Origin of the sequence: Streptomyces brasiliensis, from assembly GCF_014647875.1 — a bacterium.
Classification (GTDB): domain Bacteria; phylum Actinomycetota; class Actinomycetes; order Streptomycetales; family Streptomycetaceae; genus Streptomyces; species Streptomyces brasiliensis.
This window is the reverse complement of the sequence record NZ_BMQA01000075.1, coordinates 1-17681: the sequence shown is the minus strand read 5'-3', so window position 1 is coordinate 17681 and position 17681 is coordinate 1. Positions and strand designations below refer to the sequence as shown.

General features: G+C 68.8%; 16 protein-coding genes and 3 pseudogenes. 10 read left to right on the top strand and 9 right to left on the bottom strand.

Going from position 1 to position 17681, the window contains the following annotated elements; all coding sequences use genetic code 11:
* Positions 1-46: 46 nt before the first annotated feature.
* Positions 47-799, bottom strand: coding sequence for a TnsA-like heteromeric transposase endonuclease subunit (locus tag IEZ19_RS43230; RefSeq protein ID WP_189316884.1), 753 nt, complete (start codon positions 797-799; stop codon positions 47-49).
* Between the two features lie 220 nt (positions 800-1019).
* On the opposite strand from IEZ19_RS43230, the pseudogene IEZ19_RS53915 reads away from it, so the two are divergent.
* Positions 1020-2146: pseudogene (locus IEZ19_RS53915) on the top strand (TnsA-like heteromeric transposase endonuclease subunit).
* Between the two features lie 157 nt (positions 2147-2303).
* Here the strand turns inward: IEZ19_RS53915 and IEZ19_RS43220 are convergent.
* Positions 2304-2480, bottom strand: a complete 177-nt coding sequence (locus tag IEZ19_RS43220) for a hypothetical protein (RefSeq protein ID WP_189316883.1) — start codon at positions 2478-2480, stop codon at positions 2304-2306.
* 84 nt (positions 2481-2564) lie between these two features.
* On the bottom strand, positions 2565-3236 hold the full coding sequence (locus IEZ19_RS43215; protein WP_189316882.1) for a hypothetical protein: 672 nt from the start codon (positions 3234-3236) through the stop codon (positions 2565-2567).
* Between the two features lie 180 nt (positions 3237-3416).
* On the opposite strand from IEZ19_RS43215, the gene IEZ19_RS43210 reads away from it, so the two are divergent.
* Positions 3417-3731 (top strand): hypothetical protein, encoded by a 315-nt coding sequence (locus IEZ19_RS43210; protein ID WP_229841519.1) that lies wholly within the window; start codon positions 3417-3419, stop codon positions 3729-3731.
* 111 nt (positions 3732-3842) lie between these two features.
* On the opposite strand, the gene IEZ19_RS43205 is transcribed toward IEZ19_RS43210, so the two are convergent.
* Both IEZ19_RS43205 and IEZ19_RS43200 read right to left on the bottom strand, forming a co-directional pair.
* Positions 3843-4313 carry a GNAT family N-acetyltransferase gene (locus tag IEZ19_RS43205; RefSeq protein ID WP_189316881.1) on the bottom strand — a complete coding sequence of 157 codons (471 nt, stop codon included), beginning with the start codon at positions 4311-4313 and terminating at the stop codon, positions 3843-3845.
* 81 nt (positions 4314-4394) lie between these two features.
* Complete coding sequence (locus tag IEZ19_RS43200) at positions 4395-4574, bottom strand: hypothetical protein (protein ID WP_189316880.1); 180 nt, start codon at positions 4572-4574, stop codon at positions 4395-4397.
* Positions 4575-4990: 416 nt separating this feature from the next.
* Here IEZ19_RS43200 and IEZ19_RS43195 point away from each other — a divergent pair, with 416 nt between their 5' ends.
* The 3 genes from IEZ19_RS43195 to IEZ19_RS43185 all read left to right on the top strand — a co-directional run bounded on the left by IEZ19_RS43195 (position 4991) and on the right by IEZ19_RS43185 (position 8556).
* Positions 4991-7249, top strand: coding sequence for an ATP-binding protein (locus tag IEZ19_RS43195; protein WP_189316879.1), 2259 nt, complete (start codon positions 4991-4993; stop codon positions 7247-7249).
* A 353-nt stretch (positions 7250-7602) separates the two neighbouring features.
* The gene (locus IEZ19_RS43190; protein ID WP_308429081.1) at positions 7603-8010 is read left to right on the top strand and encodes a DinB/UmuC family translesion DNA polymerase; all 408 of its coding nucleotides are present in this window, start codon (positions 7603-7605) and stop codon (positions 8008-8010) included.
* A 33-nt stretch (positions 8011-8043) separates the two neighbouring features.
* The gene (locus IEZ19_RS43185; protein ID WP_189316878.1) at positions 8044-8556 is read left to right on the top strand and encodes a DUF6292 family protein; all 513 of its coding nucleotides are present in this window, start codon (positions 8044-8046) and stop codon (positions 8554-8556) included.
* A gap of 49 nt (positions 8557-8605) precedes the next feature.
* On the opposite strand, the gene IEZ19_RS43180 is transcribed toward IEZ19_RS43185, so the two are convergent.
* Positions 8606-9766 (bottom strand): protein kinase family protein, encoded by a 1161-nt coding sequence (locus IEZ19_RS43180; RefSeq protein WP_189316877.1) that lies wholly within the window; start codon positions 9764-9766, stop codon positions 8606-8608.
* Between the two features lie 224 nt (positions 9767-9990).
* Between IEZ19_RS43180 and IEZ19_RS43175 the strand changes: the two genes are divergently transcribed.
* Positions 9991-10215, top strand: a complete 225-nt coding sequence (locus IEZ19_RS43175) for a hypothetical protein (RefSeq protein WP_189316876.1) — start codon at positions 9991-9993, stop codon at positions 10213-10215.
* Between the two features lie 224 nt (positions 10216-10439).
* Here the strand turns inward: IEZ19_RS43175 and IEZ19_RS43170 are convergent, their stop codons facing one another.
* Positions 10440-10685, bottom strand: a complete 246-nt coding sequence (locus tag IEZ19_RS43170; RefSeq protein ID WP_189316875.1) for a hypothetical protein — start codon at positions 10683-10685, stop codon at positions 10440-10442.
* Between the two features lie 379 nt (positions 10686-11064).
* Between IEZ19_RS43170 and IEZ19_RS43165 the strand changes: the two genes are divergently transcribed.
* The 3 genes from IEZ19_RS43165 to IEZ19_RS43155 all read left to right on the top strand — a co-directional run bounded on the left by IEZ19_RS43165 (position 11065) and on the right by IEZ19_RS43155 (position 14932).
* The gene (locus IEZ19_RS43165; protein WP_229841518.1) at positions 11065-11514 is read left to right on the top strand and encodes a hypothetical protein; all 450 of its coding nucleotides are present in this window, start codon (positions 11065-11067) and stop codon (positions 11512-11514) included.
* A 462-nt stretch (positions 11515-11976) separates the two neighbouring features.
* The gene (locus IEZ19_RS43160) at positions 11977-12366 is read left to right on the top strand and encodes a Het-E N-terminal domain-containing protein (RefSeq protein WP_189316873.1); all 390 of its coding nucleotides are present in this window, start codon (positions 11977-11979) and stop codon (positions 12364-12366) included.
* Between the two features lie 25 nt (positions 12367-12391).
* The gene (locus IEZ19_RS43155; protein ID WP_189316872.1) at positions 12392-14932 is read left to right on the top strand and encodes an NACHT domain-containing protein; all 2541 of its coding nucleotides are present in this window, start codon (positions 12392-12394) and stop codon (positions 14930-14932) included.
* A 22-nt stretch (positions 14933-14954) separates the two neighbouring features.
* Here the strand turns inward: IEZ19_RS43155 and IEZ19_RS43150 are convergent.
* Together IEZ19_RS43150 and IEZ19_RS43145 are read right to left on the bottom strand one after the other, a co-directional pair.
* Positions 14955-15870: pseudogene (locus IEZ19_RS43150) on the bottom strand (IS982 family transposase).
* A gap of 54 nt (positions 15871-15924) precedes the next feature.
* The gene (locus IEZ19_RS43145; RefSeq protein ID WP_189316870.1) at positions 15925-16383 is read right to left on the bottom strand and encodes a hypothetical protein; all 459 of its coding nucleotides are present in this window, start codon (positions 16381-16383) and stop codon (positions 15925-15927) included.
* A 738-nt stretch (positions 16384-17121) separates the two neighbouring features.
* Between IEZ19_RS43145 and IEZ19_RS43140 the strand changes: the two are divergent.
* Positions 17122-17462, top strand: a pseudogene (locus IEZ19_RS43140) (ISAzo13 family transposase); the annotation flags it as partial.
* Between the last annotated feature and the right edge of the window lie 219 nt (positions 17463-17681).

Here is a 17681-nt window from a genome sequence, read left to right as displayed (position 1 = left end):
AACTCTGCAATCCTGGCCGTCGGGGGCACCCGCCGTCCTCTCCCCTTCACCGGACACCATCGCTCGCCATGCCGACGATCGTGGACGGGCCCAGCAACTCGGCCGCCATCTCCTTGGCGGTCAGCTCCTGGAGCCACAGAAGATGGAACAGAGCGGGCAGCGTGGCGAGACGGTCACCGGCCGCGTCCACGCCGGCCATCAACGGGCCGGGAGCCGCGAAAACCTCCCGGAGCCGCTCTGCCTCCGAACCGCGAAGGCATCGGGGATGCCGGTAGCGCGACAGCCACCGGGCATTCGCCAACAGCACCGCTCCCGGCTCCCCGACCCGCTCGAACCCCCACCCAACCTGAGCGCAGACCAAACGGGTCACCTCGAACGCCTCAGCGTCCTTCGGCTCGATCCGGCCGTCCGCCCGGACATCAACGACCACCGCTGAGCCGTCCGCGTGGCGAACGAAGTAGTCCGGAGCGTGCCGACGTTCCCGTTCGCCGTCGTGCCAGTGCAGCCAGAACGGCTGCGAGGCGATCCCCACCACCTCGGGATCGAAGTCCAGCAGGATCAGCCGGTCGCGTTCCAGCCACGACTCGAAGCCCACGTGCTGCCCGGTCGTTGACGCCCAGTACCAGCCCGGGAAATGACGTTCACCCCGCGACCAGCGAAACCGTCGTACTGGTGCCACGTCCTCGAATCTGGCCGTCACGCAGTCGAGCAGCGGACGCCGCCGTCGCTCACGTCCAGCGTCCACGTACGACAGCTCGACGTACGTCTCCGCAAGATCCACCCCAGCCGGTACGGCCACTCGGCCTCCCCAGTCCCTCGCCCCGTACGACTAGATTCACTGGCAAGGAAGCCAAAACGACTGGGTTCGCTGTCAAACGACTCGATTGGATGACAGCGGACAACCACGACAAGTGATCTGTCTCAGCGAAGGCTGAGCGATTCTCACCGAAGGTTGAGTGACTGCTAGGTTTCTCACCGAAGGTTGAGTGATCGTTTAGGTCTGGCTGTTTGGGGAGCCGGTGGGGGAACCGATACGCGCGTACGGCGATCCCGTGCTCAGTGCCTTCGACCTGGACTTCTTCGATGGCGGGTGCCGCCGTCGTGCGGCGTTAGGCGCTGCGTGGAACGTACGGTTCGAGGACGTTCCACCTGTGCGGGGTTTCCGCTGGAACAAGGGCGATCGCAGCTTCCCGGGTTGGTACTACGCCGCGACGACCGGCGGTCATGTGGGTTATGAGTCGTGGCTTGAGCGGGACAGATTGATCCTGCTGGACTTCGCCCCGGACGTGGTGGGGATCGCCTCCCAGCCGTTCTGGCTGCACTGGCGCGATGGGGAGGAGAGGCGGCGGCACGCGCCTGACTACTTCGTACGGCTGGCTGATGGCCGTGGCCGGGTGGTCGATGTCCGCGCCGAGGACCAGGCGACGCGCGGACCGCGGAGGCGTTCGTCGCGACTGAGCGGGCTTGTTCGGCGGTCGGCTGGGAGTTTGCGCACGTCGGCGTCCCGGACCCGGTGTTCATGGCGAATCTGCGGTGGCTGGCCCGCTACCGGCACCGGCGGTGCGGTCGTGAGACGGAGGTCGCCGGGCGTTCGATGGAGGTCTTCCGCCAGCCTCGCCGCCTGCGGGTGGGAGCCGAGGAGACTGGGGACGTGCTGCGGGTCCTGCCGGCGCTGTTTCATCTGCTGTGGATCGGGGCCCTTCGCGCTGACCTTGGTAGGTCCCTGCTGGGCAGTGGCACTGTGGTGCACACCGCAGACGGGACCGTCGGGATGCTCGAACAGGCGGGCCGGACCGCTGGCGGTCTACTGCGCAGACAGGGGTCGGGGTCGGGCACACGCAGTGAGGGAAGTCAGATGCGCAGGCTGTCGAGGCCAGCCTCGATCGGGGTGGGCGAGCGGGTGCGGTTCGCCGGGCAGACGCGGGCGGTGCTCGCGGTGTGGCGCGGGGCGCTTCCCCGTCCGTCCGAAGGGGGGTCGGCTCTGATGCCGTCCCGTCGATCCGGGCAAGACCACCACTTCAAGGCTCAGAGGGAATGGAGGAGCCGATTCACGAGGGGCATCCAACTCCGCTTCAGGGCAGACACCGTGTCGGCGGCCTGCGAGGTTCTGATGGTCGTCGCGTACTTCTACGAGAAATGGAAGTAACACCAGGGGCCGCGGCCTCAGCTAAGAGCTGAGGCCGCACCACCGAGGCCAGAGCCTTGTCCGAAGGAGTCCACGGCTCGTACCCGTGGACAGACGGGGCTCTGGTCACCATCTGGTCATCGTCAGTCGGCTACCGACCGCGACATCCGCCACGAACTTACCTCGCCACCGGCAGAGCCCGACTGTAGTCGGCGTGCCAGCGGTCCCGCTCGATGCGGGCGACCGCCTCCGCCGTGGCGTTGGCCCGTCGCGCCGCCATCCACGCGCCACCGGTGGCGACCGCGCTGAACACCGCCGTCGTCCCGGCGATCAGCGACGACCAGGGTATGTCCATGGGCGGTGAGCGTAGCGCCAGTTGGGGCTGGTGGTGGCGACGGCCAGGTACGGCGAAGCCGTGACGCTATGAGGCGTCCCCGATCTAGCGATGGACGAAGTACATGATGAGGTAGGCCACGGAGGACAGGGTCAGGAGAACCAGGGCGGGCGTGCACCCTGACGAGCTCCGGTAGTGCGCCCTCGGCACTCGGTACTTGTACATCCCCACGTGGCCCGAGATGTCGCGGGCGTGGATGGCATACGGCTCGTCCGCGTCCCAGGTGACCTGCCCATCCGGGCCGCGGCGGCCGAGGCGGAGGTCGCCCGTCGCCCGGCGGCGCCACAGCCGGCCGGCGACGTCGGTGAACTCCACGACGCACCGCGCGGGGTCAGGCTCCCCGGCGACCGGAAGCGCGTCCGCCGTGGAGGCGCCGGGGTTCAGGTGGCCGTTGAGCGTTGGCGACCCCAGCGCCCGGTCGTCGTACCGGAGGGCCACCCCGGTGAACGGCTGCGTACTGCCGTTCGTCACGGTAAGCCGCCAGAGAGAGACCGACGGGTCGAGGGTGGACGCGTGCCGGGTGACCTCCACGCGGAGCATCGACGCGTGAACGGACGCCTCTCGGCGCTCCGCCTCCCGTTCCCGTGCCTGGAGATGAGTCTCCCGCGCGCCTAGCTCCCGCGCCTGCCGCCGCTGCTGCCGGTTCCCGACAAACGTCAGCGCCAGTCCCCCGAGGCCAACTACCGCGCCGATGACCCCGAACACGAGCTCCGCCATGGTCGCCAACTGTGGCCGCTGGGAACCATCGCTGTCTACCGCACAGCGGTTTTCAGGGCGTGGGCCGGCCTTCAACCTCAGCCTGACCGGGGGAAATTGGCCCTCTCCTATCAGGGGCGCGTCCCAGGCGGCCTCAAGAAGAGGCCGCCCGGGCCCTGGCCGACGACCTCCGCGCACAGATTGACGGGCTGCAGAACCGGTTACGGGAAGCCGAGACCCACCTGGAGCATCTGGAGATCACCCGCACGACCGTTACCGGCCTCGCCGACCGGCTTCCCGCCGCCGCGCCGGGACCTGCCCGAGCACCCGGACTACCCGCGCATCCTCGCCGCCTTCAACCACGCGACCGGACCACTACGGGCCAGGGACGTCTGCCAAGCCCTGGGTCACGAACTGCTGCCGAAGAACGTCGAAGGCACCCGCGCCAAGCTGAAACGCCTGGTCAAGCTCGGGATTCTCGTCGAAGCCAACACCGGCAACTTCACCAGAACGTAGTGGTCTACAGAGTCTTCCAGCGACCTTGCTCCAGCCTCAGCCAGAAACAGACACAGGTTCCCCCGCGCAACCTCGCAGGCCGGCTGCGTAGCCCGGGTCGAGGTCATTCGCTCAGCTCAGCTTCAAGTGCACAACATCGATTTCCTGCCCCCGAGCCCGTGCGAAGTCACGGCCGCTCCCCGTCATGACGAAGCCGCACTTCTCCAGTACACGGATGGAGCCGACATTGTCGGCAGCAGCGGTGGCATGCAGCGGCCGGGTCTCCTCCAGCCTGATGAGCTCAGCGAGCGCCTGCGAGGCAATGCCTCGACCCCAGTAGGCCCGTCCGACGACGTAGGAGACCTCACGCTCGGAGGGCGATCCGCCGACGGAGGCGTACCCTGCCACGACGCCGTCGGCGAGAACGGTCCACAAGAGTACCGTTGGATTGGACCGCACACTGGCCCAGAATTGGTCGAAGTGGGCGCGATCGTAGTGATACTTCCTGGTAGCAGCCGCCATGTACTGCAGTTGCGGGTCCGTCAACTGCTCCCAGAAAATGGGCAGGTCGCCGTCCTGGGTTTCGCGCAGGGATACCTTCATGGTGCCGCGTCAACCTCCGCGAGATCGCTACTGAAGCGGTTGTGCCAGAGTATTCGCTTGCAGTGTCGGCGGTGGAGTCTCTCAGACCAGGCTGGTCAGGGGGCCGTGGGTACGACCGCCCAGAAACTCGACGCCCTGTCCCTCGACCATCGCGGCCAGCACAGCAGTCGAGGAGCTGACGGCAATGGTGGCTGCCAGGAAGTGATTGTCGGCGGCGCCCTGAACAGCTGTCGCGCCCTCCCCTCTCCAGGAAAGGAACATCTACTCGCGAACCGCCCTTTTAACGGCATCATCGTATCGGCCTCGCGATCGAGCCCACACGTGAGACTCCGACATCGGAAGTGTCCACTTCACGTTAGGAGTCAACGACACGTGACTTGACAGGGAAGGCCACCCCCTGCCCCGACCAACGAAAACCAGCACCATGACAAACCGCTGCAGCAAACCCATGACAACGAGATGCAGCTTCACCGAACTGGCCACCGAGAAGCTGACCGCACTGTGTCTTGGTAACGGCTGGTGGCAAAAGTCCCGGCACCGCGGCCAAGCCGCCGTGCCTTCGTCGGCATCACTCCGAGGGCTCCACGCTGATCCTGTGCCGTCCGCCAGGCGAACAAGGAATGTCCCGATCGAGGCAGGACCGTATCCTCCCCCCAACTCGAAGAGTGGGGGGCGACGTGTCGAAGGTGCAGCCGTTCGGTGTGATGCTGCGGGGACTGCGGCAACGGGCCGGTCTGACCATAGAGGAACTGGCCGAAGCGTCCGGGGTGAGCCCCCGCGCGATCAGCAACATCGAACGGGGACGTATCCAGGTTCCCCAGCGACGCACCGTGGCAGCACTGGCGGAAGGCCTGAGGCTGACGGGCCCGGACAGCGAGGCACTACTGGCGGCCGCACGGGCGGCGCGCCCCACGCGTACGGCGCCAGTGACGGGAGCGGCCGTCCCGCTGCGCCCGATGGAAGACTTCACCGGCCGCGAGCGTGAACTGGCCTGGCTGCGCCAGGCCGCAGAACGGTCCGGCGCCGGCGCGGGACCGTCGGTGGCAGTCATCTCGGGCCCTCCCGGATGCGGAAAGACCACACTGGCAATGAAGACAGCAGCGGACCTGGCGCAGGAGTTCCCCGACGGGTGCTTCGTGACGGACCTGCACGGCGTGGACGGCCCCGTCGACCCCGGCGAGGCCGTGGTGAAGCTTTTGAAGGCGCTGGGGGTCTCGGACAGCCGACTGGCGGCCGAGGACACGGCCGGGCGTGCCGGGCTGCTGCGGGCGCTGCTGGATCAGCGACGGTGCCTGGTCGTGCTGGACAACGCCCGCGACGAAGGCCAGATCCGTCCACTGCTGCCCGCGAGCGGGAGCAGCATGGTGCTGGTCACCAGCCGCCGCCCACTGACCGGACTGGAGAACATCGACCGCCTGGCCCTCGCGGAGATGACACAGGCCGAGGCGGTGGAACTGCTGCGCCGGATCCTCGGCGAGACGCGGGCCGACGCGGAACCCGAGGCGGTGGCACGGGTGGCGCAGCTGTGCGGACACCTGCCGCTGGCGCTACGGGTCGCGGGCAACTGGCTCACCATCCGCTCCGGATGGAACGTCGACCACCTCGTCCGCCGCCTCGCCGACGAGGAACGCCGCCTGACCGCCCTCACCGCCGGGGACGTACGCGTGGAGGCGGCCTTCGAACTCTCCTACCGCCAACTGACTCCTCCGGCCGCCCGCATGCTGCGACTGCTCAGCCTGATCCCCGCACCCGACTTCACCACCGCCTACGGCGCCGCCCTCACCGCCACCGGCCTCTTCGACGCCGAAGACGTCATGGAAGAGCTGGTCGAGGCCGGACTGCTCCAGGCCGCCCACACCGGCCGCTACCAACTCCACGACCTGCTCCGCCTGTTCGCCCGCAACCGACTGGGGAGCGAGGAGGAACCCGGCGAGCGGGAAACGGCCGAGGACCAACTGCGCACCTGGCTGCTGCAGACCGCCACGGCCGCCGGCCGCTGGTTCCCACCCCAGGAAGATGCCTCGCCAGCCCCTCAGCAGGGCCTGGTCCCACTGGAAAACACCGAGCAGGCCCGGACCTGGCTCGACAACGAAGCCCCCGCCTGGTACGCCGCACTGCGCACCGCCGCCACCCGAGGCGAACACACCCAGGTCGTGGAAACCGCCCACGCCCTGGGATGGTGCGCCGCGCTCCTGGGCCACCGGGCGGACTGGGTGGAGATCTACCGCCTGTCCAGCCAGGCAGCCGCTGCACTCGACGACCCACACCTGCAGGCCGTCCACCTCAACCACTACGCCTGGGCCCTGACCAACTGCGTGCCCCGACACCAGGAGGCCGTCGAACGAGCCGACGAGGCGCTGCAGCACGCCCGCCACGCCCAGGACCCCACCCAGCAGGCATGGGCACTGCTTTGGGCCGCAAGCGCCCACACATTTCTCGGCGAGCACCAGGCCGCCGCCGACAAGGCTCTCGCCGCAATCGACCTCTTCGAAACCGCCGGCCACCACGACGGCTGGCTCCAGGCTGTGACTGCCTACGGAATCGCCCTACGCGGACTCGGCCGGCCCGAGGAAGCCCTCGCCCAGCACGAGCGCATCATCGCCTTCCTCGATGCCCCCGACTGCCCCGTGAGCGCGTACATGGCCGAGCTCACCCGCGCCCAGACCACCGTGGTCATCGGTCTTGACCACATGGCACTGGGTCGGTGGCCAGAGGCCGTCGACCAGCTGCGCAGCAGCCTCCTCCAGGTGCGACGCATCGGCCTCCCCTCCTGGGAGAGCCAGGCGCTTGCGTTCCTGGGTGAGGCCTTGATCGGACTGGGCGAGATCGACGAGGCCCGCTCCTGCCTCCAACAGGCCCTCGCCCTCGGCGACACCGCATACGACGACGCCCTGAAGACCGCGCAGAAACTCCTTGACTCCCTCCCCACCGAATAACCCACGTCTGCCACCGCGGCCCCGGCCCGGTACAATCCTCGCAGATTTGATGGCGCGCCCGGTGATGACCGAACCTTCCAGACAGCAGGAAAGGGCGGATCGGATCATGGCAAGGAAAACTCTGTGGCCGCACCAGCGCGAAGCGGTCGACGCGGTTGTCCGCGCGCTTGCATTTCCTGCAACCGGAACCGTGCCCCCGGAAGGGCTGCGCACGCAGGTGATCACGGCAACCTGCTCGGGGGCAAGGCCGGCCGCACGGCCGCCGACCGGGCCCGCGGCATCGACCCGCGCCCCGTCGCCCCCCGCACCCTGCCCCCTCCGCCACCGTCCGGCATGTCTTCGACCGCCATGCTCTGGACGGTGCCGCCGCCCGCGCCGCCCTCCTGGACCTGGTCGTCCAGCTCGGACATCTCCTGCGCCGGCGCGAACAGGCCGCCCGCGCCCTGACGTTGACCCCGCGGTTCGCCGGTGGGACGTCGTGGGACAAGACACGCCGGCTGCCGGAGCCGTCCGCGCATGATGACGACCTGCGAACCGCCGCCTACCAGTTGATGGACGCCGCAGGCCTGCAGCGCGGCCGCCTGACCGGACTCGTCCTCAGGGGTGAGGACCTGGTCGACGCCGGCCGGGTCGCCCGGCAGATCAGCCTGGACGGTGCCCGCGAGGCCCGCTTGGTCGCCGAGGCCGCGATGGACCGCGTCCGCGCCAGGTACGGGCCTACCGCGATCGGGCCCACCGCCGTCTTCCCCCGCGCGTCCTGACCCGCTGACCACAATCTCTGGAGGCGAGCGCTGGTGATCCTCAACCCGCCGGGCCTGACACCTGGCTCAGCCGAGAGACTGCCGCACTGGCCCTACGTCCAGGCCGTCGACCACGCCCTCACCTTGCCGCGCGGGATCCCGCCCGGCAAGGTGAGGGCCGCCTGCACCCCGCGCGAGCGCGGCCGCACGATGTACATCGTCCTCGTGTGGGACATCAGCCGCACTGTGGACCGCATGAGCGAAGTGCGGTTCTACTGGCACGAGGAGACGGGGTGGGCCTGGGCCCTGCTGGGTGTCGCCCCGTCCATCGCGAGCCGGATGAGACCGATCATCGCTCTGCACCGGGTGTTCGCAGTGCCGCAGGACGTCGCTGGAGTAGCCGAGAGGATCGTGCACAGGCGGCTGACGAACCTCGGCGAGTACGGCGCCGAATGGGACAGAGCACCTGAAGTACGGGCCACGATCGACCTGTTCCGCACCACTCTCAACAAGCCTGGTGGCATGTGGACGGGCAACCCGTGTCTCCCCGAGACAACGGAGAGGTGATACCCCTCTTCGAGACGTGACCGCCGACCGATGTGGCTCCGGCCCGGGTTCAGCTGGCGGCCCCTGCTTCCGGGCCGACGACCTTGCCGAGAATCAAGTCATAGATGGGCGGCGGCACCACCCCCGGGATCTGCAGGACGTGCCACTGGCAGCCGGGGACCAGACTGTCGAGCAATGTGAACATCTGGCACTGGAACAGCAGCATCAGCGCCGAGAGTGCACCCTTCGACGGCGACCAGCGGCGATCCCGCAGGGTCTCGATGACGGAGATCCCGGACCGCAGTTGCCTGCCGTGAAGCCATTCCGTGACCGCCTCGCCGATCTGTCCAGTGTCCAGCTCACCCTCGACGCGCTGGCACAGGTCCAGCGCCCACTCACGCACCTGCTGCGCCGTGCGCCAGCCTGCAGCAAGGTCTTCCAGCGGCACCGTGTCGACCAACGCCCGCAGGAGATCACGGGCGTCGCCGTCAGGGATGAAGGTCAGTGAGCCGTCGTCCGCGAGGACCCTCGCCGCGGTTTCCGGGACATCCTCCCGGGTGGTCTCGACGAGCGAGGCGAATGGATTGGCGGGCATGCCGGGGCTCATGGCGCGCAGCAAGGCTCCGATGTCCTGGAGAGGGACGGAACCGCCCAGGGTCGCCGTCATGGCGGTCAGCGTGGCGTCCTGCGGTGTGAGCGGTGACGGTTCAGCGCTCTGGTCCAACTCCAACAGTTCGGCAGGGAGTCCACCGAGGACGTCGGCGATGCGTTCGTCGATGCGGCGTGCCCGGGCCGGGACGAGAGAAGTGGTCTGGCCTCTGTCGGCGGCGTGGTTGGAGAGCTGGTCCAGCCGCTCGTCCAGGTCGAGGCCGCCACCTTGGGCGCTGTCCTCGCCGGGAATGGCGACGGCGTCCACGGCGGCGCGGAAGGCGGCACGGACTGTCGCCTCAGGTACCGGGAGGCCTTCGGCGAACAGCAGCAGCGCCAGGTCCGTCGGCCGCTTGCCCCGCCCCGCGAGGCGGGCGAGAGCGAGGACCAGGTCGAAGCTCTCGGGCGGCGGCGTGGAGGTGCTGCCCCGGCCCCGGCCGAGGCCGCCGCCGGGGATGTTCCCCGGCAGGAGCCCGGCCCGCCGCCACCTGGCGAGCTGCTTGGCGGTGGCAGTGAAGCCGTGTCGTGCCGCCTGCTCGATGAGCTGCTGGTCGGCACTGCTGGGCGGCTTGCGGGGGGCCATGGAGGAACGCTACCGAAGCGCACCGGGTGTGGACGGAGCTTTGGAGACCCCCCACCTTGGTCCGGTCATTGTGGCGACCGTCGTGAAGGGTGGCGGATAAGTGGCGTCGTTTTCGCGTACTGGTGCCGTCGAGCAGCAGTCACCGTGGATGCCATCCGCCAGCTGCATACCGCGGCGCCACCCGCACGCCGCAGATGCCCGATATGTAAAGGAAATCACCGTTCATGACCACGGACACGGACGCTCCCCGTCCGCAGGGCGGCGACCACCGGGAGCTGCGCCTGGTGGTGCTTCTCCTCGCCCTGGTGGTGGGACTGCTCATCACCGCTGCCACCGTCTACCTCGCCCGGGTGCACCCGACTCTCGCCGAGCCCCTGGGCGTGGGCGCCGCCGTCATGAGCGCGCTCACCGCCGTGGCCGGCCTCGTAGCCCGCATCATCCGGCGGTGATCGAACCAGACCCATCTCTGTTCGAGCGGGGCCTCGCCGAAGTAGTAGCCATCGAAGGTGACGATCTGGTCGCCGACAGTGTGCTCGAACTCCGCGACCGCCGAGGGCTCCTCAGGCCAGAGGCAACTGGCCGAGCGGCCGACCGGGAGCGGCCTGCGCCTCCAGCAGAGCTGCCACGTCCCGTCCACGCGTGAAGACGGGGCCGTCCCAGTGGGACGGGACCGCTACGGGCGTGAGGGCACGTCGGTTCCGTGGACGCGCGCGGCCTCGAAAAGGGCCTGCAGCATCTGCACACCCGCCAGGTTGAGCGCGCCGAGGCGGGCATGCCACGTCTGGGTCTGCGGGTCGTACGAGGCGATGGTGTGGAGCCCGTTGAGTTGCTCCTGCCACTGAGGCTCGGCGACCGGTGCGGTCCGGATGGTGGCCTCCAACACCCACGCGCTGTCACGGGAGTTCGGCGAACTGGTCATGCAAGGGACAGTAGATGTCACCACTGACAATTCACTCGGTCGGGTGGATCCTGAACCTGAACAGAAGGCGTCGGCGATCGGCCGGACGGGCCCGGGCCGGTCGGCGTCGACGACCACTGCTTCCATCTGCCTGGCGGGCAGCGACCGCGAAACTGACAGGGCTGTTGGAGGCGCTCGCGGCGCAGACGTCCCGCTCGGACCCCATAGCTCGGTACCCGCCCTGAGACATCTCAGGGGACTGACAAGTCAAGTCGCCTGCCTGATCGGGATGAGACGAAGCAGGGACGCGACTTTTTGATCGGTATGCGTCAACATGGTCTGCCGAGCGGAACAGCATGTGGCGGCCTGGTAGGGCGATCGATTGGTGAGGGTGGGACGCGTGGAGCAGAGCGAGGACCAGATCTTGGCTGAAGAGCTTGCTGCTCTTGGCGCGGTGAGTGGGGGTAGTGGTGGTTTGGTCCGGGTTGTGGCCAAGCTGATGAGGAAGAACGTCTATGAGATCGACCTGCTTGTCCCCCTGCCGTTCGATGATGCGGTGAACCGCGTCTCCAGTGTGCTCGGGAGGGCGGGCCGAGCAGTCGAAACCGCGCCAGTTGGCTCTGGCGAGGACGAGGAGACAATCCGCGTTGTTGCCAGCGGCGGTGCTGGTGGTCTGAATCCTGTGGTCGTGACCGCTCGGGTGCTGAAGGCCGATGAGGACAGCTCGGAGGTCTGGCTTCGTGCAGCTGCCAAAGAGGGCCTGATCAGGCAGCGAGCCGGGGAGGAGACCGCCGTCCGTCTTGCCGCCCTGCTGAGCAAGGCAACAGGAGCAGACAGGGCGGGCGGGTGAGCGGCGGGGTCGACGGCAGCCGAGATTATCTCTGAGCGACTGATGCCAGGCCCTCCTGGACTTCGGCGACACCGGCCGTGCCCACCGCCTCATCACCGAGGGCGAACGGCTCCTGCCACGGGCCCGGGACAAGAACCGAGGCGTCTTCCTCGCCTACCGCGCCGAGAGCTACCTCGATCTGAAGGAACCCGAGCCCGCAGCGTGCGCCGCCACCGAGTCTCTGATCCTGGCCCGTCGTATCGGCGCACCCCGCTGTATCAGCCTCGTCGACGACCTCCTCCCCGCTTCCAGCCCTACGCCCGCGCCCAGGTCGTGCCGGAGTTCCTCCAACTTGCCGCCGCCTAGGTGTGGTGTCTCATGACATTGGTGCCGTGGCACGTGACCGTTTCGCTGCCGGAGCCCGCTTCGCACCGGTAGCGTGGGGGCAGGACCGTGGCGTGGGGACGCGTGGGGGAGGCGAGCATGGATCCGGCTACCTTGAGTGTCGTGGCGGTGGCGCTGGTTGCGACCAAGTTCGGGGAGGGCGCCGCGACGGAGGCCGGGAAGGCCGCCTGGCTGAAGATCCAGAGCGTCGCGCATGCCGTCCGGCAACGGTTCGGCCGTTCCGACGCGCAGAGCGCCGCCCTAGCCGAGCTGGAGGCGAGTCCTGGGGACGAGGGCACGCGGGCCACCGTCGCCGGCCATCTGCGGCACGAGCTGGAGAGCGATGCGGAGTTCGCCGCCACCCTCGAAGCCCTGGTGACCGCCGCCCAGCGTGACCCCGCCACGCAGACGCTGATCGCCCACGCGAGCGGGAACGCCAGGCAGGTCAACATCAGCGGAAACAACAGTGGGCCCATTTCGCTTTCCTAAACGCCGGCCGGCCCGGCCCGGCACCGTGGCGCTCGCCACCGACCACGCCCGACAAGTCAACGTGCTCCGCGACAACTACGCACCGATCTATTTCACCTCCGCGCCGACCCCCACCCGTTCCCTGCGCCAACTCCCGCAGGGACCGAAGGACTTCAGCGGGCGCACTGACCACATCACCGCGGTCGAGTCCCTGACCGGCGACGACGGCCCCGGCCCCCACGTCATCGATCTATACGGCACCCCGGGCGTCGGCAAGTCCGCCCTGGCCGTGCACATGGCCCACCGGCTCGCCGGGCGGTTCGACGAGGTCCAGCTCTACGCCGACCTGGGCGAGCAGAACGGCGAGCCGCCCACCGCCGCGCAGATCCTGCAGCGCTTCGTCGCCGACCTCGACCCCGCCACCCTCAGCGTCCCGGTCGGCGCCCAGGACCTCCCCCAGCGCTACCGCTCCCTCCTCGCCGGGCGCCGCTGCCTGATCCTCCTCGACAACGCCCAGTCGGCGGATCAGGTCGCGGACCTGATCCCCGCCACAGCGACCTGCCTCGTCATCGTCACCTCCCGCGTTCCCCTGTCGGCGATCGACGGCGTCCTGCTCCACCACCTGGACCTGATGAGCGAGGCCGAGTCGCTGACCCTGCTCGCCGAGGTCTCCCAGCGCCACTGGCCCGGCACGGACGACGAGAACGCCGCCCGCACCCTCGTCCAGCAGTGCGGCCGCCTCCCGCTGGCCCTGCGCATCGCGGGTGCCCTCCTCAAGAGGAAGCGCCACTGGACCGTCGGCAAGCTCGCCGACGTGCTCACCGACGAACGCACCAGGCTCGCCAAGCTGGCTGACGGCTCCCTCGATGTCCGCGGCAGCTTCGAGATCAGCTACCGCGGCCTGCACGAGGCCGAGGCCCACGCCTTCCGCGTCCTCTCTCGGCTCCCGCTCAGCCGCTTCGAGGCCCGGCACGCCGGCGTCTTCCTCCAGGTGCCGGAGGCACGGGCGGAGGAGTTGCTGGAACTCCTGGTCGACGCCCAGCTCGTCGAGACGAGCGACGGCGTCCACTTCCGCTACCACGACCTGCTCAAGCTGTTCGCTCGGGAGTACTGCGAGACGACGGGCGACGACCCCGACGGCGAGCATGTCGCCCGCTTTCTGGACGTCTACACCAGCGACTTCCTCGAGAGCTACCGCAGCCGCCTGCTGGACAGCCAGTGGTCCGGCGTCTTCCCCGTGGCGTTCCCCGGCCACGAACGGCGGCTCTCCGCCCCCGACGAGCTGTACATTCCCCAGCGCCTGACTCCCACCGAAGGTACCTGGTCCGGTGCCCGGCACGCCCCCTGGCAGGGCGTCGCCGCCGAGCACCGCAAGGTCCTCGTCCTCGGCGGCGCCGGAACCGGCAAGACCGTCCTGGCGGACCGGATCTGCTACGAGGTCGCCGCGAGGCACGACGGTGGTCGGCTGGACGTCGCCTTCACCGTCCCCCTGCGCCTGCGCGCTGGCCAGCCGCGGCCCCTGGAGCGGCTGATCGCCGACTCGGTCGGTCTGCGCCACGACCTGGAGATGTCGTACGAGACGCTCGAACTCCTTCTCACCGAGCGCCGTACACTGATCATCTTCGACGGCCTCGACGAACTGTCCGTCCGCGAACGCGACCGCGCCCAGGTCGACGTGGCCAGGTTCTGCGTGAGGTACCCCCGGGCCGAGGTCGTCGTCTTCAGCCGCCCCGGCGCCTCCGTCTCGGGCCTGGTGGCGAGCGGATTCGCCCCGCATGCGATCGACGCGTTCGCGCCGGGCGACGTCCGCACCTACCTCTCCCAGTGGGCGCGAGCGACCCACATGCTCCCGTCGGACGCCGAACGACTGTTCACCGAAGTCACCTCCTCCCCGGAGGTGACCGACTGGCTCACCACCCCGCTCCTCCTGGCCCAACTGGCCGCCGTGTACGAGCGCCACGGCCATCTCCCACACCGGCTGATCGACCTGTACGACAGCACGTACACCCTGCTCTTCGGCGGCCGTGAGGAGTACCGGGGCATCTCCCGCTCCGCTCTCCGGCCCGAGGAACTCGGCCAGATCGTGTGCCGCCTGGCCTACCGGTTCGTCATCCGGCCAGGCGGCTCGCCCGACATGGCCGGTCATGAGTTCGCCGCCGCCCTGCGCAGAGCACTGCGCCACACCCTCCCCGAGTCGTACGGCTCCGGGCTCGCCAACGAACTGCTGGCCCTATTCTCCGAGTCGGACTTCCCCGTCCGTCCGGCGCCGGCCACTGCCTCCGACACTGAGCCCCGCTGGACCCTGGTGCGGGACCCCTTCGGCCAGTACCTCGCCGCCCGCTACATCGCGCGGTACAGCCGCGAGTGGGAAGTCGTCGACACGGTACGCAGGAGGGTCATGAAGGCGGTCCGTGCCACGGGTTTCGTCGAAGGCGCCGTCCATACCGTGCGCCTGCTCGACGAGCGGGTCCCGTCCGCCGCGGACCAGCTCGTCACCGCCCTGGAGCACGAGCTCGGCCGGACAGGGGACCCCGACGTCCGCAAGTCCCTGGAACAGATCCTGAACAAGCTGCGAGCGGCCCCCTAGTAGATGATCGATTCCAAGGGAGTCAGTGATCGTAAGTGGTCAGCGGTGCGCCTGATCGGCTGTCCGGTGTGATCGTTGTGCCAGATGGCGGCGGTCAGTGCGAGGATGCGCCGCAGGACGCGAACGGCCACGCCGCCGGGGGTACGACCGGGGTGCCGTTCGAGGTCGAGCTGGCCCTTGAAGGTCTCGTTGACCGACTCGATGATCTGCCGCAGCGGCTTGAACAGCTGCGATCCGGGCCATTCCGCCTCTCCGTTGCGTCTGGGCCGCAGCAGCCGGATGCCCAGCTCGGCGAGCTGCTGCTCGAACTTGCGGCCGAAGTAGTTCTTGTCCCCGATCAGTGTCTGCGCTGGGCGCTCGTCGGTGAGTCGGGGCTCGGCGGCGAACATGTCCAGGAGCGTTTCGCGTTCGTCGGTCCTGGCCCCGGTCAGCGCGTAGGCGACCGGCAGGCCGTGCAGGGTGCACACCAGGTGCAGCCGCAGCCCCCAGAAGTAGCGTGAGTGGCTGGCGCAGTACCCGTACTGGGCCCATCCGGCCAGGTCGGAGCGCTTGACGGTCTCGCGGGAGCGGCCGCACTCGACAGGGGTGGAGTCGACGACCCAGACGTCGTCGGTCCACAGCGTGGTGTCGCAGGCCAGGGTTCGGGTGATGCGTCGGATGAGGTCGGCGGCCTTGCGCAGCCGCTTGTTGTAGCCGGGTTGCTGGGGCAGGTAGGGGAACAAGTGCCGCAGGTGGGCGCGGGCGTGCCGAAACCAGCGGGCCTCGGAGGTGAAGCCGAGCATCGCCTGCATCATCGCCAAGGTCACCAGTTCGGCATCGCTGAGCTGTGGCGCGATGCCCACAGCCGGCCGCCACGGGACGAACTGCGGCGAGTCCTTTAGCAAGTCGTCGGTCTTCACGTACAGTGCGGCCGCAAGGCTGTCCAAGTCGTTCGTCACAAAATGACTTTGGACGCCCTCGCCTCGTCCACGGGGCCGAACCGGGGGACGTGATCACGGGTCGGAGCTGGCGGCAGTACTCGGATTGGTCGTGTCGAAGTAGACCCTGTCCGTCCCCGGGTCGAAGTAGAACGCGCCGTCATACGTCCCGCCCGTCACCTCACGGTCGAAGGACTCACTGCGGACCCACTTGGCGCTCTTGGGCATGAACTGCGCGAGCGTCTCGGGCAGCCGGCTCGGCGTTGCGGGCTGAAAATCCCGCTGTGATGCCCCCACGATGGCGGTGGCGCCGCCCGCTCTCAGCTTGGCGAGGCCCACCACACGAACATCGGCGGGACCCGGAACGGACACCCTCGAATCGGTGCCCCGCACGACGCCCAGCCAATGAACCTCGGAGAGCGGGCCGAGCGCGGCGAACGGACATTCCAGCGGTTCGGAGTCCGTACCGACCTTGCTGGCACCTGACTTCGCAGTCGATGTACAGGCCGCGAGTATGGTCGCCGCGCCAAGCACGAGCACTCCTCGACGCCCGAGACCCGCCAAGGCGTCCACAAGACCCTCCCCCCGCAGCCCCCACGGCCAAGGCCCTGATCGTAGCGGTCCGCTCAGAGCTGGTACCCCTTGGAATCGATCATCTAGTGGCGGTGTGCCCGCCCTTCCTGGAGGCGTTCACGCTCGGGCCGGTCGTGGACGCCGTGCGGCAGGCCACGCCTGACGTGGCTCGCCTCGGGCTTTCCGCGCTCGCCGGCGTCCTGCGCCCGCTGTTCCCCGAGTGGGCCGGCCGTCTGCCGACCGCGCCGCAGTCACTGGCCGACGCCAGCGTCGTCCGGCACCAGATCTTCCGGGCGCAGGCCGAACTGCTCGACCGCCTCGGCGTGGAGGTTCTGGTGGTGGAGGACGTGCACTGGGCCGACGCTACGACGCTCGACTTCTTGATGTACGTCGCCTCCCGCCGGCCCCGGCCGCTGAGCCTGATGCTGACCTACCGTCCCGAGGAGGTGCCGCCCAACTCGCGGCTGCTGCGGCTGACCTCGTGTCCACCGGCGGGCGTCTGCCAGGAGCGCGTGGCACTCGGCGAACTACCCACTGTCCGAGGTGCCCGGCCTGGTGTCCTCAATGCTCGACGGCCAGCGCGTCTCGGCCGGCTTCGCCACCTTCCTGCACGACCGGACCGAAGGCCTGCCGCTCGCGCTGGAGGAGTGTGTACGGCTGCTGCGTGACCGGGACGAACTGATGTGGCGGGACGGCGAGTTCGGACGTTTCCCCGTCGGCGGCAATCTCCCCACCTGGCTGCGGCACCCCAGCCTCACCGGACTGGAACCCCCTGCCTTCGACGACCTCGTCGCCCGCTACCGCGACTACTGCACCCAACACCCAACGGTCCTGCTCCCCGGGAAACGCCCCGACGGCGGTCCCGGCGCCGGCACCCGAAGGCTCTCCGCCGCCGACCATCTCGTCGTCTTCCTCCTGCAGAAGCGCTGGTCCATATCGCACTCGGCCACACGGTGCCCACCGGCGGCCTCACCGTGACCTCCACACAGCAACTCGCCGCGATCGCCGGCGACACCCCACCCGTCCCACACGACCAGTAGATCCAGGGAGTTATTAATCGACAGCTCCCAGGGTCCTCACCCTGGCGTGTCACTGCTGGTGGAGCTCAACCGTTGCCGACACCCCGGCTTGACGGGCCACCACAAACCAGAGGCCGACCGACTACGCCCTGCCGTCGCCGGAGCTCTTTCACCGCTTGGTCAGAAGCCGTATCTCAACCGAACTTGATCGTTTGATTCCTGCTGGTCAGGCATGGTTTC